The 14,341-nt window shown below is 53.4% G+C and carries 10 protein-coding genes; 4 read left to right on the top strand and 6 right to left on the bottom strand.

Annotated elements, in window-relative coordinates; genetic code table 11:
- Window positions 1-147 precede the first annotated feature (147 nt).
- The 3 genes from A1332_RS01525 to A1332_RS01515 all read left to right on the top strand — a co-directional run bounded on the left by A1332_RS01525 (window position 148) and on the right by A1332_RS01515 (window position 4,557).
- Window positions 148-1,788, top strand: coding sequence for a choice-of-anchor I family protein (locus A1332_RS01525; RefSeq protein WP_064006815.1), 1,641 nt, complete (start codon window positions 148-150; stop codon window positions 1,786-1,788).
- Window positions 1,789-1,935: 147 nt separating this feature from the next.
- Window positions 1,936-3,549 (top strand): alkaline phosphatase, encoded by a 1,614-nt coding sequence (locus tag A1332_RS01520; protein ID WP_064006814.1) that lies wholly within the window; start codon window positions 1,936-1,938, stop codon window positions 3,547-3,549.
- Between the two features lie 258 nt (window positions 3,550-3,807).
- Window positions 3,808-4,557, top strand: coding sequence for a hypothetical protein (locus A1332_RS01515; protein WP_064006813.1), 750 nt, complete (start codon window positions 3,808-3,810; stop codon window positions 4,555-4,557).
- A 225-nt stretch (window positions 4,558-4,782) separates the two neighbouring features.
- Here the strand turns inward: A1332_RS01515 and A1332_RS01510 are convergent, their stop codons facing one another.
- Window positions 4,783-6,570 (bottom strand): bifunctional metallophosphatase/5'-nucleotidase, encoded by a 1,788-nt coding sequence (locus tag A1332_RS01510; RefSeq protein WP_064006812.1) that lies wholly within the window; start codon window positions 6,568-6,570, stop codon window positions 4,783-4,785.
- An 11-nt stretch (window positions 6,571-6,581) separates the two neighbouring features.
- Window positions 6,582-7,136, bottom strand: a complete 555-nt coding sequence (locus tag A1332_RS01505) for a VPLPA-CTERM sorting domain-containing protein (RefSeq protein ID WP_064006811.1) — start codon at window positions 7,134-7,136, stop codon at window positions 6,582-6,584.
- A gap of 686 nt (window positions 7,137-7,822) precedes the next feature.
- Between A1332_RS01505 and A1332_RS25175 the strand changes: the two genes are divergently transcribed.
- Window positions 7,823-8,023, top strand: a complete 201-nt coding sequence (locus tag A1332_RS25175) for a hypothetical protein (RefSeq protein ID WP_064006810.1) — start codon at window positions 7,823-7,825, stop codon at window positions 8,021-8,023.
- A gap of 362 nt (window positions 8,024-8,385) precedes the next feature.
- Here A1332_RS25175 and A1332_RS01495 read toward each other — a convergent pair whose 3' ends face one another.
- The 4 genes from A1332_RS01495 to A1332_RS01480 form a co-directional block, all read right to left on the bottom strand.
- Complete coding sequence (locus A1332_RS01495) at window positions 8,386-9,222, bottom strand: HNH endonuclease (RefSeq protein ID WP_064006809.1); 837 nt, start codon at window positions 9,220-9,222, stop codon at window positions 8,386-8,388.
- An 864-nt stretch (window positions 9,223-10,086) separates the two neighbouring features.
- Entirely contained in the window at window positions 10,087-10,668 is a 582-nt protein-coding gene (locus tag A1332_RS01490) for a hypothetical protein (RefSeq protein WP_064006808.1), read from the bottom strand.
- 67 nt (window positions 10,669-10,735) lie between these two features.
- On the bottom strand, window positions 10,736-13,261 hold the full coding sequence (locus A1332_RS01485; protein WP_064006807.1) for an ExeM/NucH family extracellular endonuclease: 2,526 nt from the start codon (window positions 13,259-13,261) through the stop codon (window positions 10,736-10,738).
- A 271-nt stretch (window positions 13,262-13,532) separates the two neighbouring features.
- A complete protein-coding gene (locus A1332_RS01480; RefSeq protein WP_064006806.1) occupies window positions 13,533-14,327 on the bottom strand; it encodes a UDP-2,3-diacylglucosamine diphosphatase in 795 nt (264 codons plus the stop codon).
- Window positions 14,328-14,341: the final 14 nt, after the last annotated feature.

Below are 14,341 nucleotides of genomic sequence, written 5' to 3'. Positions count from 1 at the left end.
GTATCGGGCTAATGTTGTCCGGCTTAACAATACTGTCACAAAGGCTATTTACCATTCGCAAGACTACCGTTCCGACGATATCGGTGCGATGCAGCTCACAAATCCTTACATCAAACACCAAACAAATAGTGCCTCAGGAGCATTTTTATGAAACACACTTCAATCGCCGCTGCCATCGCTGCGCTGCTGGCCTCCGCCAACGCCAGTGCGGCCGCGAATTTTCAATGGTCGCATGAATGGACTTTTAATCACTCCGCTGCGAATGGTTCAAGTGCCATGGGTTCGGAAATCGTTTCCTACGATGCGGCTAATAACCGCTTGTGGGTAGCCGGAACCGATGCCAATCAGGCCAATATCGGCCAAGGCGGCATCGACGTGCTGGATATGAACGGCAATTTGCTGCAAAGCATCTCCACCGGCGCGCTCGGCGGCATTAATAGTGTCGCAGTGAAAAACGGCCAAGCCGCCATTGCCTTAACCGCGCCGACTAAAACCGATGCGGGTTTAGTGCGCTTCTACAATGCGGCTGACTACACCCTGCAACAAAGCGTGACAGTGGGTGCCAATCCCGACGCAGTGACTTATACGCCCGATGGCAGTCGCTTGCTGGTGGCTAATGAGGGCGAGCCCAGCAGCTATTTGGTGGGACCAAGTGGCGATCCGGAAGGCTCGGTAAGCATTATCAACACCAATACTTTCGCAGTCCAAACTGCCGGATTTTCTGCTTACAACGGTGCGGCGGCGGCTTTAAAAGCCAGCGGCGTGCGCCTAACCGGCCCGAACGCCAGCGTAGCGCAAGATTTGGAACCGGAATATATTGCGGTCAGCCAAGACGGCACCAAAGCCTTTGCGACCCTGCAAGAGGCCAACTCGGTTGCCGTTATCGATATCGCCAGCGCTACGGTTACTGACATTAAAGCGCTGGGTTTGAAGGATCACAGTCTGGCCGGTAACGGTCTGGATGTCTCGGATCGAGACGGTGCCGGTACTGCGGCTTTAAAAGGCAATATCCAGAACTGGAACGTGATGGGTATGTATATGCCCGATGGCATCGCCAGTTTTAGCAAAGACGGCAATCAATATTACGTGACTGCCAACGAAGGCGATTCTCGTGAAGATTGGCCGGGCGGTTTGGAAGAGGTGCGGGTAGGTTCAGCCACTATCGACCCGATACTCGACGCTGCTATGGACGCTGCGCATGGTACGGATTGGCAAACCAATAACGACAAGCTCAACCGTCTGACCGTCTCAAAAAGCGGCGATACCGACAACGACGGCGACCTGGATCAACTGCAAGTATTCGGCGCGCGCTCGTTCTCGATTCTGGATGCCAACGGCACCATGGTGTTCGACTCCGGTGATAAGTTAGAGCAAACCATAAAAGCACTGATCGCCGCAAATCCCGGCAATGCAGCGTTCGAAGCGCTGTGGGACGATGGCCGTAGCGATAACAAAGGACCGGAGCCGGAAAGTGCGGTAGTCGGCAAAGTTGACGGCCGCGACTTGTTGTTTCTGGGCCTGGAGCGTTCCAATGCGGTGATGGTGTGGGACTTGACCGATCTGAACAGCCCGGCGTTTTTGGATATGTTGTTCACCGGCGGCGATGTCGGTCCGGAAGGTCTGAGCTTCTTCAGTAACGCCCAAGGCAGTTATCTGGCGGTTGCTAACGAAGTTAGCGAAACTACTTCGCTCTATAAAGTATCTGCCGTGCCGGTACCGGGCGCGGTGTGGTTGTTCGGTTCCGCGCTGTTGGGTTTGATAGGCATGAAACGCGGTCGCAAAGACTAAGCATCCTCTTAAGCCAGGTTAGCCGCGACATTTCGGCTAACCTGGCTTTTCGCATTTTTGCGGCGTGAAATCTCGCTTTGCCGGTAACGTGGTTGTCATATTCAAGCGCTAATGTTGCGGCTCCGTAAACCGCTCTCGGAGCAACACATGAAAAAAACACATCCACAAAAACTGGCGGCGGTAGCTGTCGGCGCCTTCGGTTTTACCTTATCGGTAGCCGCAGTAGCCCACGATCATGCCGACCGCGATCATCGGGATTATCATAAACCTGCGCAAACCAGCCAAGTACCGACATCAGGCCTCGAATGGTTCAAAGCCGGCGAAGCTGCGGTATTGGTTAACAAACGAGACGTAGCACAACTGCGCAAAGCCAAAAACGTCATCTTGTTTGTGGGCGACGGCATGGGCGTTTCCACCGTTACCGCTGCACGGATTTTGGAAGGCCAAATGGCCGGACGCGACGGCGAGTTCAACCGTCTGGGTTTTGAAAAATTTAATAACCTGGCGTTTTCGGTCACGGCCAGCGCCAATCAACAAACCTCGGATTCAGCGCCGACCGCTACCGCGATGGTGGCCGGTATCAAAACCAATGACGGCGCTATTTCCGTCGATCAAAGCATCAATCGTACCGAACCAAGCGCCGAAGTCACTGCGGCGAAAAGCGTGAAAACCATCCTGGAACGCGCCGAAGAACGCGGCATGTCCACCGGTGTGGTGACAACCGCCCGTTTTACCCACGCCACGCCAGCGGTAAACTACGCACATATTTCCAACCGCGATTGGGAGGCCGACAGCAATCTGCCGGCTGGCGCCACCGTGAAGGACATCGCTCGCCAGCTACTGGAATTCCCTTATGGCGACGGCCTGGAAGTGGCTTTGGGCGGCGGTCGTAGCTATTTCATGCCCAATACGATTGCCGACCCTGAATACCCCACCCAAAAAGGTCGCCGTGCCGACGGCCGCGATCTGACCTTGGAATGGACGTCGCAATACAACAATTCCGACTACGTCTGGAACAAAGCCCAGTTCGACGCGGTAAACCCAGCGTCTACCGATCATTTGCTGGGCTTATTCGAGCGTTCGCATATGCGCTATGAAGCCGACCGTGCGCAAGACGCCGCCGGCGAACCGTCCTTGACCGAGATGACCGAAAAAGCCATCAAAATTCTGGAAAAAAACCGCAAAGGCTATTACCTGATGGTTGAAGCCGGCCGGATAGATCACGCTCACCATGCCGGCAATGCCTATCGGGCCTTGACCGATACCGTGGCGCTGTCGGATGCAGTGAAAAAAGCTAAACAACTGACCCGTGACGAAGACACCTTGATCCTGGTGACCGCCGATCATAGCCATGTGTTCACCATCGCCGGTTACCCGTCGCGCGGCAATCCTATCCTGGGTAAAACCGCTGTTGACGGCATTGCTACGAAGGATGGTTTAGGCTTGCCTTACACCACTTTGACCTATGCCAACGGTCCAGGCTGGACCGGCGGCTTGCAACGCAAGGAATTTAATCCCGCCAACGAAGGCACCGTGGCCGCCGCTTATGCAGGCAGCAAATTGCGTCCGGATTTGACGGCGGTTGATACCGCTAATCCGAACTACATGCAGGAAGCGACAGTACCGATGAGTGCGGAGACCCACGCCGGCGAAGACGTGGCTATCTATGCAGACGGCCCTGGTGCTTATCTGGTGCGTGGTACGCTGGAACAAAACGTGATTTATCATGTGATGGCTGATGCGCTAGGCATGCGTAAATAGTCCGGGGCCATTTCCCCAAACCGAATCAGGGACGCTAGCCGTCCCTGATTTTTTGAAATTATTCACCGCGAAGCACGAAAATCCCTCTCCAACGGGAGAGGGGAGGGTGAGGGGATGAAAACAAAGTATTTTGCTAGTTTAATTCTCCTCTCCCCAACCCTCTCCATCAGGAGAGGGAACAATTTCTCGGCGATTTACAGAGTTTTGCGACTCACTGAATAGTTACATTTTTTTGAATACCGCTAAAGTGCAGGATCCATGTTCAACACTATTTTCAAATTTTTAAGCAAATTGTTTGCTTTGGGCTTATTGATTGTTTTGGCTGCTTGCAGCCATGTGCCGGCCAAGCAGGCCGCCAACACACAAATTATTGATCTATCGGCGGCAAACTTGCCGGCGGTAGCCGCCGAGTTCGTCACCACCCGCACCGGCGAAGAACACGAACACGACGAGCACCAGGCATTGCCCGCAAAAGTCAGCTGGCGCTTCTGGCGCGATAGCCAGCAGATTACGATAGAAAGGCCGCAACTGGGCTTGGGCGAACTGTGGCAGCGCGACGGCCAGGAGCTGATTCATCGCAAGCTGTATCACCAAGACCAGCGGGCAATCGAGTTTCAAGCCGGCGATTTACGGATGCTGGACATAACGCCGTCCTGGCAAAAATTGGCGCTGTTGCTGGATAGCCAGCTGCTGGACAAACTGACTGCCGAAGAAATCGAATGGACCGACGGCATTCCGACCCGCGAATATCAAGGCAAAGTCGCGGACACCAAATGGCATGTGGTGATGCGGTTGGACGTGGCCTTGCCTGCATTGATTGAACGTGAACATGGCGAGTTTTCCGAGCGTACCGAATTGCTAAATGCTTATCCGCTGAAAGCCGCGCCCTGGCAACCCACGCCGGTCAACGGTTACGACGTAATCGATTTTGCCGATCTGGGCGACAAGGAATCCGATCCGTTCGTGATTAAAGTGCAAGCGCAAATGGGGCATGAGCATCATCATTAACCCCCGAAAGGCTTTTAGTTATTAACCCCGGCTCTTAAAAATCGTCTCTCCCGCGTAGGCGGGAGCCCAGGTGCGGTACTGAATTCGCTGAGAAGTTTCGATTCAGGCTTTAGCCAGTATGGCAGTGGCCGCTGAAACATCGTTATCCAGGCAAAAAAAAGCCCGCTGTATCGCGTACCAGCGGGCCCGAGTACTACTACAGAGCTTACAACTAATCCATAAAACTTAAAGTGCCGGAGCTGGAGCCAGCAAAATCCGATTTCGCAGGCCAGGGGCTATCGTACCGTTAACGGTAAAGTAGTTTTCCAGCGCGTCCAGATCCAGCGCGCCACCCAGGCGGTTGGTGCCTTGCGTCAACACATAGTATTGATCGCCACCGTCCGCCATGAAATTATTCACGGTAACCCGGTAGCTGGCGGCAGGATCGACTACAACACTATTGATCTTGATACTGGCTGGATCGACGTTATCGCAAGCCGTGCCTTTTTCCCGCCATTCGTAACTAAAGCCATTCGACACTTGCATGATACGGTTGAACGCTTGGCCTGTTACTGGGGCGCCGGCTGGATAGCCCACGGTACAACCGGTGAACTGTTGTTCCAGCAGGGTGTGGATTTGCGCGCCGGTCAAGGTCAGTGTCACCAAGGTATTGCCGAAGGGTTGCACGGTAAAGGCTTCGGCGTATGTCACTTTGCCGTCGCCTTCTGCTGCTGTGCTGGACGGAAAGGTCAAATCGGCACGGATGCCGCCGGGGTTCATAAATGAAACCACCGCTTCGCCAAAGCCGACATTTTGGGTAGCCAACAATTGCGCATCGGCAATCACATCGCCCAAGGCCGACTCGCCGGTACTGGTAGCGGTTCTGGTAATCGCCGCACTGATACTGCCGATCACCCTGTTAGCGATAGGGGTGGACAGGGCTTTGTAATTGTCTACGATGGTTTTAATCGCCGCATTCGGCGTGATGGCGGTGTTGCTACGATCGACGACAATGTTTTCGGCGCTGACGCTGCTGATTTCGCCGTTCACGGTGCTGATAGCGACATCAATATCAGTCAATACCCGGCCTTGCGAATTGGCGCTGGTCACCGAAATCAAACGGCCGGCCTTGTTGGCGATTTGGCAGTTGTAGGCTTGATGAGTGTGACCGGAGATCACCAAATCCACTTCGTCATCCAATTGGTTGACGATGCTTTTGATCGGCGAACCGCTCAAACCACCATCGCAGTTGTTGATGGTAGAGGCACTTTGGATGACCGGTATCGTGCCGCCTTGGTGAATTAACACCACGACCGCTTCAACACCGCGCGCGCGCAATTTAGGAATCAAGGCATTCACGGTCGCCGCCTCGTCTTTGAACTCCAGGCCGGCCACGCCGGTTGGGGTGACGATGGTTGGGGTTTCTTTCAAGGTCATGCCGATAAAGCCGACCCGCACGCCGCCGATGACTTTGATCGCGTATTGCGGAAACAAAGTTTTGCCGGTGGCTGTTTCGACGACGTTGGCCGCCAGAAATTTGAAATCCGCGCCTTCAAAAGGCACCGGCGTGCCTACCAAATCACCTTGGCAGGAGTTCGGGTCGGTCGGGTGGCAACCGCCGTTTTGCATACGTTTCAATTCGGTTTTGCCTTCGTCGAATTCATGGTTGCCGACCGCGTTGAATTCCAGGCCCAGACGGTTCATGGTTTCAATGGTGGGTTCATCGTGAAACAGTGCGGAAACCAGAGGTGTGGCGCCGATGATGTCGCCGGCCGAGACGACTACCGTGCTGGGATTTTGGGCTTTCAGGTCGGCAACATAGCCAGCCATCCAGTCCACGCCGCCGACCGGAATATTGGTGGCTGCTGCGCTGCTTGGTGTTTGCCGGAACGTGCCGGGAGATTCCAATTGGCCGTGGAAATCGTTGAAGGCGACGATTTTGATCGTGGTAGTGGGGATGGTAGTGACGGCATTGGCCGCGCCCAGTGTGCCCAAGCCCAATGCGATGCCTATGGCTAGTTTGTTTAATTTCATTGGTTTAACCCTTATTTAGTGGATTTGCGTTGACGAGAGACCAAACCCAGCAGGCCGGCGCCGACTGCATATAAGCCCGCAGCGGCAGGCAGAGGTACGGCGGTCAGGCTGACAGCGCCGACGGTGGCGTTAATCTCGGCGGAGGTATCGTCCAGAGCGGATTGGATCAGCAGGCCGCTGATTTGATAACTGCCGGCACCCAGCAGAAATTCGCCGCGGCTGTAGTCTGAGCTGGCGTAAGCCAAGTCAAAATCGCTGTAAACAGAAGTTGGATAATTGTTAACGGCGGTCGAAGTTTCACCGATTACGCTGGCCGTGTTAAAAATCTTGAATCTATCTCCAGCGAAGCCGGCGTCGACTATGCGCAAAATCGCCGAGCCGGTTAAGGTGAAGTCAAAGCTCAAAGCATTGTTATCCAGGTCTATCCATTCCAAACCGCCGGAATTAGACACCGAATTGTCTACGTCAAACGCATGCCAGGCGCCGTCGGCAGTAATGGTAATCGCCTCGGCTTGCGTGCAGATTGCCGACAGCAAGGCCACGGCAAGAACAGATTTTTTGATCATTTAGAGTGCTCCGATAAAGACAGCACGTGCGTTTTTGTTATAAGTCACTGGCTGCTCGTTCATATGGGGTTGATAAATTTCCTTCGCTACAGGTAAAGCAAGTACAGCCTAAAGAAATTTTGTGATGAACTTGTGATTGCTAAATGAAGATTTCGTGAAATGTAATACAAATGTATTGCCGGTTAGGTCCAGGTTGCGGCTGCAGTTCGTGTGGCCAGAATGAAATCAATGAAATTTGGGGAATGAGGTGAGCCGGGATTCAGTCGGGGCATCTTGGTTTTCGAGTACTCGAGTTTATAGTTCGAGTGCTGGGCAAAATAACGCCATTTTTGTGGTTCGGAGCTTGGCGGATTGAGTTCTGAAGCAGAATGATTTAGAAAAAAGCTTGGACATTGGCGTAATTTTCTCCATCGTTCGAGTTCGAAGCTCGGCCATTGGACAAAATTTCTCCAATAGTGCGGTTCAGAGCTTGGCCGATTGAGCTTTGAACGAGAATGGTCGAGAAAATAGCTTGGATGATGGAGTTCCGAGCTGGAGCGATGGAGAAATTTTCTCTGTTGTTCGAGCTCTGAGCTCGGTCGTTGGACAAAATAACTCCAATGGAGCGGTTCGGAGCTCGATGGATTGAGTTCTGAAGCGGAATAGTCGAGAAAATAGCTTGAGTGATGGTGTTCTGAACTTGAACGATGAACAAAATAACTCTGAAGTTACTGTTCGAAGCTGGGTTATTGATTAGTGTCGCTATCGCGACGGTTGTTTGTAAGTCGGGTCTCGGCCCGACAGCCGAGATACTTTCTTTTGCTCCGCCAAAAGAAAGTATCCAAAGAAAAGGCGGCCCGGATGCCGCTTTTTTCCTGCGCTACTCGGATTTGAACGGGGTTGCCTGAAGGGGCTTCCCAGCCCCTGCACGCAACGCGCCGCATCCCTGCGGCGCCCCTTCGGGCTGATCCGTTCAAACCCTCCGGTGCTCGGCGCGGCATACGGGAGAACCCCCCGCCGCGAAGTTTGAAATCCAGCTAATATTTGTGCAGTTTTGTAGGGCGCATTAGCGATAGCGTAATGCGCCGAATGCTTTAAGGCCAACATGCGGCGCAATACGGCTACGCCTATTGGCGCCCTACGAATTGCGTCTTACGGCCTTGAGCGGATCCCGCCGGGTTGGCGCTTGGCCCGCGAAGCGCATGATGATCTGAACCGGTTCGGGGGCCAAGTGGCAAGCCCCCCGGTGTAGGTCCGCTCGGTCGAAGTGTTAGACGTCACTGCTGTACCAAGCCTGGTACTTGTTGGAAGTTGCAAGCCGCCGCTTGCCTTTGCTCAGGTTGCACGCTTGGCAGAGCAGCTGCAGGTTGGTGACGTCGTTAATCCCGCCTTCTGCCAACGGGATGATGTGGTCGTAGTGCTCTACGCTGCTGACAGAAACCAAACCACTGAGGTCGGTGTTGCAGGAGGCGCACATGCCTCTGTCACGAAAGTAGACCGCCCGTCGTGCCCATTCTGGGATGTAGGCGCGAGTGGGTACTCCATCCTTCTGAAGGAGCAGAGCGTCATCGCCTTGAAGTTGATCGCGTCCAATCTCACCAACTACACCAGCGATGTAGCCATTGAGTCTTGCTAGGAGTGTTCGATTGCTGAAGAGAACATAGAACACTTCGTTCGCGAGTTGCGTCATGAGATCATCGAGTTCGCCGGTTAGTCGAAGGTCGGTGTGGTAGTCATGGACATCGTCTTCCGAAGCGTCGGCGAGCGATACGTTGCGCTGTGCAAGCCACTGGCGGAAACCCGGAGCCTCAATACCGTGGTGCTTCAGTGCTCGGTCGACCCATAGTTCAGCCTTTGGGTTGTTAGCCAAGGAGTCGAGAGAAACATCATCTAGAGTTTCGTACATCAGGTCCTCGATAACGTACTCGGAGAAGCTGTGCAGGACACTCCGCTTAGGAAATGGCCGCAAGAATAGCGAGACCTCACGGTCTTCGTGCCAACTGTGGAGGTTGCGGAGAAAGTCGAAGGTATCTCCGAGCACGTTGTGAACGATGTTCGCGTAGTAGTACGTCTCGTAGAACTCCATACGGAGTAGGGATTCGCGCATTTCCTGTGACGCCTAATGTAGAACTAACCGGGCGTGGCCCGGAAAGCTGAATAAACAAAGCCATATTATAACCGCGCTCCGGTTGAGTGCCATGTTAGGCCTAGCCACGGCCTCAAGTTGTGGCTTCGGCAAAATAGAAAGTAATGAAGTAGCGATCATTTTATCGGGAAAAGAGCGCATAGAAGAACAACGAGGAGTAACAGTCGGCTTAGTAGATCAAATATGCGAATTCCCACCACAGTACGCCCCACATAACCATACCAGCGCCGCGAACAATTAAATGCAGATCGCCAATAACAAATCAGTCCGAAAAACATAAAAGCAAATTCAAGGACGCCCAAGGGAATTGAAACATCGGGGTGCAGCTTGTATCCAAATGCAAACAGATTCGCAAACCCCAATTTGCTGCCAATTACCATTGCTAATATCCATGGTAATGCTGCAAGCAGGAGGAATGTAGCCGGGTAGGGTGGGCACGGTTTTTGTGCCCACGCGGCATTAAATATATACCGCTGACGGTGGGCAGAAAAGCGTTGCCCACCCTACGTTTTTGATTTTTCACTAGATTTCGGGAGTGGTTTTCTCCCGTTATTCCGCCCCGAGCATCGGAGCTTTTGGCGAGATCGGCCCGATAGGGGCGCGGCACGGAAGCCGCGCGTTTTCGGAGGGCCAGGGATGGCCCTTCCGAAAACCCTCGGCAAAAGCGAGAAGCACAGGAAATTGGCGGAATGTCGGGTGGCTTTTCTTTTGGTGACTTTTCTTTGGCCAAACAAAGAAAAGTCACTCGGTTGTCGGTCCGAGAACCGACATTAGATGAAACCGTCGCGTTAGCGACACAAAATCCTCAACGGATTGCATCCAGTTTTAGCCTAGCTTCCGCCAAAACGCACCCAAACTCACCACCACCCCACTAACAAACATCAACAAAGACGGCGGCAACGGCACGGCCGCAATGTCGAAGCCGCGGCTGGCATTAATCGCCAACGAACCTTGATTTAAAAAGATCAGGCCTTGATTGAAGTCAGACAAATCGGAAGCGATAGCCACCGAAACCTGGCCGGTGGCCAAGGCTTTAAAATGCAAAGTCGCGAGATTGAATGACAGCGCAGTTATCGGATTGCTGCTTACGCCGGGAAACGCCGAGCCGGCGGCATGCAGATTGACCAGTAAGCTATCCTCCGAAAACAGCGGATTGACGGTACTGCCTTGAAATTCCAACAGGCCCGAGATCGAGCTGGTGGTGTTGAAGCCAAAAGCCAATAACTCATCGGTATTATCGCCGGCGAACAGCTCATGCACCACCACATCGATATCGAAAACATCACCGACGCGGATCGGGTTGGTGGTCGTTTCTAGGCTGAAGGAGAGGATCGCGGCCTGGCAATTGGGCGCTGTTAGTAATAAGCCAGCACCGCATAGCGCCAGAATACGTATCAAGTTTTTCATGTTGTTATCCTAAAAATGGTTTGTCCAGGACCATCGGCAAATGCAGTTTGCCGATGGTAGAGCGGTGTTATTGCGCGCTGGAGGAAGCGATATAGCTGTTGTAATAGCTGTACCAAATCCGATAATCGGCGTAAGTCACGCAGCCAGTTTTGTCATAATCAGCCTCGCGGTTGAAACCCGCCTTGCCGCTGCATTTGCCGACCTGAGCCTTGATCAGGTTGGCATCGTTGGCATCGACATCGCCGTCGTTATCCAGGTCGCCGGGTACGAACAGTTTAATCAGCAGCGGATCGTGATCGGATGAACGATAGGCGTCGGCTGCGTAGAAACTGCTTACTTGATTCGCCGATTTGAACTCGGTGTTGTAATCCAGAGATCTGGGTTCGTCGGCATTGATATGCCATTCGGCGACGCTTTTGACTTGCGACGCTAGCGTGGCGTTTGCCAGGGCGTGATCCAGATAACCGGCAGCACCGTCAAAGACATAGCTGTATGCGGCCTGATTGCCGACGAAAGTCTCCAGCAGGTTTTGATAACCGGCATTTTTCAAGGCGCTGATCGGGTCTTCCTGCGCATAGCTGTTCAGGTCGCCGATGATCAAGGCGTTACTAACCCCGTTACCGGTTGGATCGCTGGCTAACCAACTTGTTAAGGCTTGTGCGGCATCGGTGCGGGTTTGGTTGCAATTGCCTTGGCCGTCACCGGTATCCGGGTCGTTAACGTCGTCGCACGCCGAACCTTTGGATTTGAGATGGTTGACAGCCACCGTCACTAACTTGTTAGAGGTTTTATCCAGGAAGGTTTGGGCGATGGCTGGACGGTTTTTGGTGTCGATAAATAAGGGGTTGACCGAGGAATCCAAAATAGCTACCGAGCCGGCCGTTGATACTTTTGCAGGCTTATAAATAATACCTACGGCGATTTCATCGGTACCAACTTTGCTCAAGCCGGGATTGATGAAAGCGTAAGTGCCGGCACCGGCCAGTTGATTCAAACCGTTCACCAGATCGGCAATCGCGCTGTTGCTGCCGTAGCCGTCGTTTTCGATTTCCATCAGGCCGATCACGTCAGCGTTCAAGGCATGAATAGCCGGAATGATTTTGGCGCGCTGCCGGTTAAATTCCGTTAGCGTGTCAGCTCCGCGAGAAGTTGGAAAGCCGGCTCCCAAACCGTTACCGTTAAAATAATTTAAAACGTTGAAGCTGGCGACTTTTAATGAACCCAATGTTGACAAGGTCGGAACCGGGCCGCGCGCATTATCTGCGACAAAAGTTAATGGCTGAGTCGGTTGCAGACGATACACGCCAAAGTCGTAAGCTAGCACGCCGGTAGCGCCAACTACCGAGCCGCCGCTGCGCAATGGGGTGGCCGCGCTCAAGCCGGTCGGTTGCGGGTAAATCACCGGATCCGGATTTTGCACGTTGATACCGTCGTCAACCAACAATTGGTTAGCTAAATTTTGTGCGGCAACGTCCATAGCCGCCTGACCGGGTGTGGCAACTTGCGTGGGCGTCAACAAGCGGCCGCCGGATGACAGCAAGAATTCGCCGAAACGGCCCAGATTGTAATTTTCGGTGACCGTCAGAGTTTGCGGCAGCTGAATCAGCATACCTTCCCAACGTTCGGGATCGTTGCCGGCGGTATCGAAAGGCAGGTTGACCTCTACGGCAGCGGGTAGCGCGTTACCAGTGGAGCAAACATCGACCGAGCTGACGCTTTCCAGGCGGGTCATGAAGAATGTTTCGGTAACTGTGCCGACGATGTGTACTTTATCGCCCGCATTAACCGGTACGCTGGATGAGACGAACAGACCTTCCGAGGTCGCGTCATTAGCATCCGCACCGCTGACTTGTTGTACGAAAAAGCCGTTTAAATTAGTGCTGCCTTGGAAATCGGCGCTAACAATAGCTTCCACATGTTGCACGCTGCCGCTCAGGGGGCTGATGCCGCTGCTGCCTTGGATCGCGCTAATTAGCGTTGCAGCTTGGCCGCATTGGGAGACGGGTGGTGGCGGTGGGGTGACGCCGCCGAAGTTTTGGCCGTAGTTGACGGCGCCGAATGAATTAGCCGAAGCGGCGGTCCAGGTGAAATCTTCATAGCTGCTGCCGCTGCCTTTCAGTTGCAGAGATTGGCCTACGGGGACGCTGGATTCGCTTACGCCAATGTCTACACCAACTTTGCCGGTGGCAGGGCCGCCAACTGCGGTAAAGCTGCCTTCATAAGTTAAAAATTGCACAACCGTGCTGCCGTTGACCAGCGCAATACCGTCCGGCGCGCCGTTCTGGATACCGTCGGTCGGATAACTAAAGCTTAGTGTGCCGAAACCAGTGCCGGATTGATCGGTAATCACACCGCTCAACGCTTTCGTGTTGTAACTGGCGCCACCGTTGCCGTTATACAAGACTATGGACCAGCCACTCAGATTGGTACCTACCGGACCGGAGATTTCTATTGTTTCGCCGCTATCTGCACCAGCGTTGTCGTAGTGGATCTCGTTGATAAACACCGGCGTGGCAGCCTGGGCGTTGCCGAAGAAGCTGAGGGCGCTAACTGCCGCCAGCAGCGGGTAGCTGCGGATATGCTTTGCGATCATGGTTGGATGGTCTCTGTGCTTAAAAATCAGAAAACAGGCCTTGGGCCTGAGCTGACTCGCAGAGAAACGCGCTCATCGGCCTAAGGGGGAAGGCGACGAGCGCGTCATTGGGTAACTTCCCAAAATTCTGCAAGCCCGGTCACATTTTCCGGGATTACGCTTGCAGGAGGGTTAAGATACCGTGACGGTTTAGCGAAGTTTTGGTGACATGTAATACAACTGACAATCAGCTCAGTCGTGACAAGGGTTGAGTAATTAGCCGGATGACAGTTTAGCCAAGGTGCGGCAATTCTCCGTCTTGCTGCTGCGTTAACTGCGGCGCTTCTTGCGCCAGCCAGCGGATCAATTCCAGGCTACCGTCCTGATGTTCGACAATCGCTGTGCAGCTTTCCACGAAGTCGCCGGTATTGACGTACAAGAAGCCTTCTATTTCCTTGATTTCGGCATGATGAATATGCCCGCAAATCACGCCGTCCAGGCCTTCGTTCTTGAGGGTGCGGACAATGCTTTCTTCGTAATCGGATATAAATTGCACCACATTCTTGACTTTGAACTTCACAAACGCCGCCAATGAAAAGTGCGATTGCCTGCCGAATAGCCGCCTAAACAGCCGCAGGAAGCGGTTGATTTCGATCAGCCAGTCGTAACCCAGGCTGCCGATCTTTGCCAGCCACTGGTGATGCTTGGCGATGGTGTCGTATTCGTCGCCATGCACGATCAGGAAGCGTTTGCCCTTTGCCGTGGTGTGAATATCCGAGTTTTTCACGACGATGTCGCCGAATACATAATCATCGTAATCCCGAACGTTTTCATCGTGGTTGCCGGGTACGTAGATAATTTGCGTGCCGTGTCTGGCTTTACGCAGGATTTTTTGAATGATGGTGTTGTGATCGCGCGGCCAGTACATTTTTTTGGACAAGGCCCAAAAGTCGATGATGTCGCCGACCAGGTACAGTTTTTCGCTGTCGTTATGTTTTAAAAAATCCAGCAGGGCATCGGCCTGACATTGGGTGGAGCCAATGTGCAGGTCGGAGATCCAGATGGTGCGATAGAAAGAGGTATTCATAAGCAAACGCCAAA

This window comes from Methylomonas methanica, assembly GCF_001644035.1.
In the GTDB taxonomy this organism is placed as follows: Bacteria; Pseudomonadota; Gammaproteobacteria; order Methylococcales; family Methylomonadaceae; genus Methylomonas; species Methylomonas methanica_A.
Note: the sequence above shows the minus strand (reverse complement) of the source record. Positions and strands in the feature narration are given on the sequence as shown.

What these genes read in the sequence shown, in the direction of transcription:
- A1332_RS01525 (WP_064006815.1), top strand. Translation starts at nt 148, where the DNA reads ATGAAACACACTTCAATCGCCGCTGCCATCGCTGCGCTGCTGGCCTCC.
- A1332_RS01520 (WP_064006814.1), top strand. Translation starts at nt 1,936, where the DNA reads ATGAAAAAAACACATCCACAAAAACTGGCGGCGGTAGCTGTCGGCGCC.
- A1332_RS01515 (WP_064006813.1), top strand. Translation starts at nt 3,808, where the DNA reads ATGTTCAACACTATTTTCAAATTTTTAAGCAAATTGTTTGCTTTGGGC.
- A1332_RS01510 (WP_064006812.1), bottom strand. Translation starts at nt 6,570, where the DNA reads ATGAAATTAAACAAACTAGCCATAGGCATCGCATTGGGCTTGGGCACA.
- A1332_RS01505 (WP_064006811.1), bottom strand. Translation starts at nt 7,136, where the DNA reads ATGATCAAAAAATCTGTTCTTGCCGTGGCCTTGCTGTCGGCAATCTGC.
- A1332_RS25175 (WP_064006810.1), top strand. Translation starts at nt 7,823, where the DNA reads ATGAACAAAATAACTCTGAAGTTACTGTTCGAAGCTGGGTTATTGATT.
- A1332_RS01495 (WP_064006809.1), bottom strand. Translation starts at nt 9,222, where the DNA reads ATGCGCGAATCCCTACTCCGTATGGAGTTCTACGAGACGTACTACTAC.
- A1332_RS01490 (WP_064006808.1), bottom strand. Translation starts at nt 10,668, where the DNA reads ATGAAAAACTTGATACGTATTCTGGCGCTATGCGGTGCTGGCTTATTA.
- A1332_RS01485 (WP_064006807.1), bottom strand. Translation starts at nt 13,261, where the DNA reads ATGATCGCAAAGCATATCCGCAGCTACCCGCTGCTGGCGGCAGTTAGC.
- A1332_RS01480 (WP_064006806.1), bottom strand. Translation starts at nt 14,327, where the DNA reads ATGAATACCTCTTTCTATCGCACCATCTGGATCTCCGACCTGCACATT.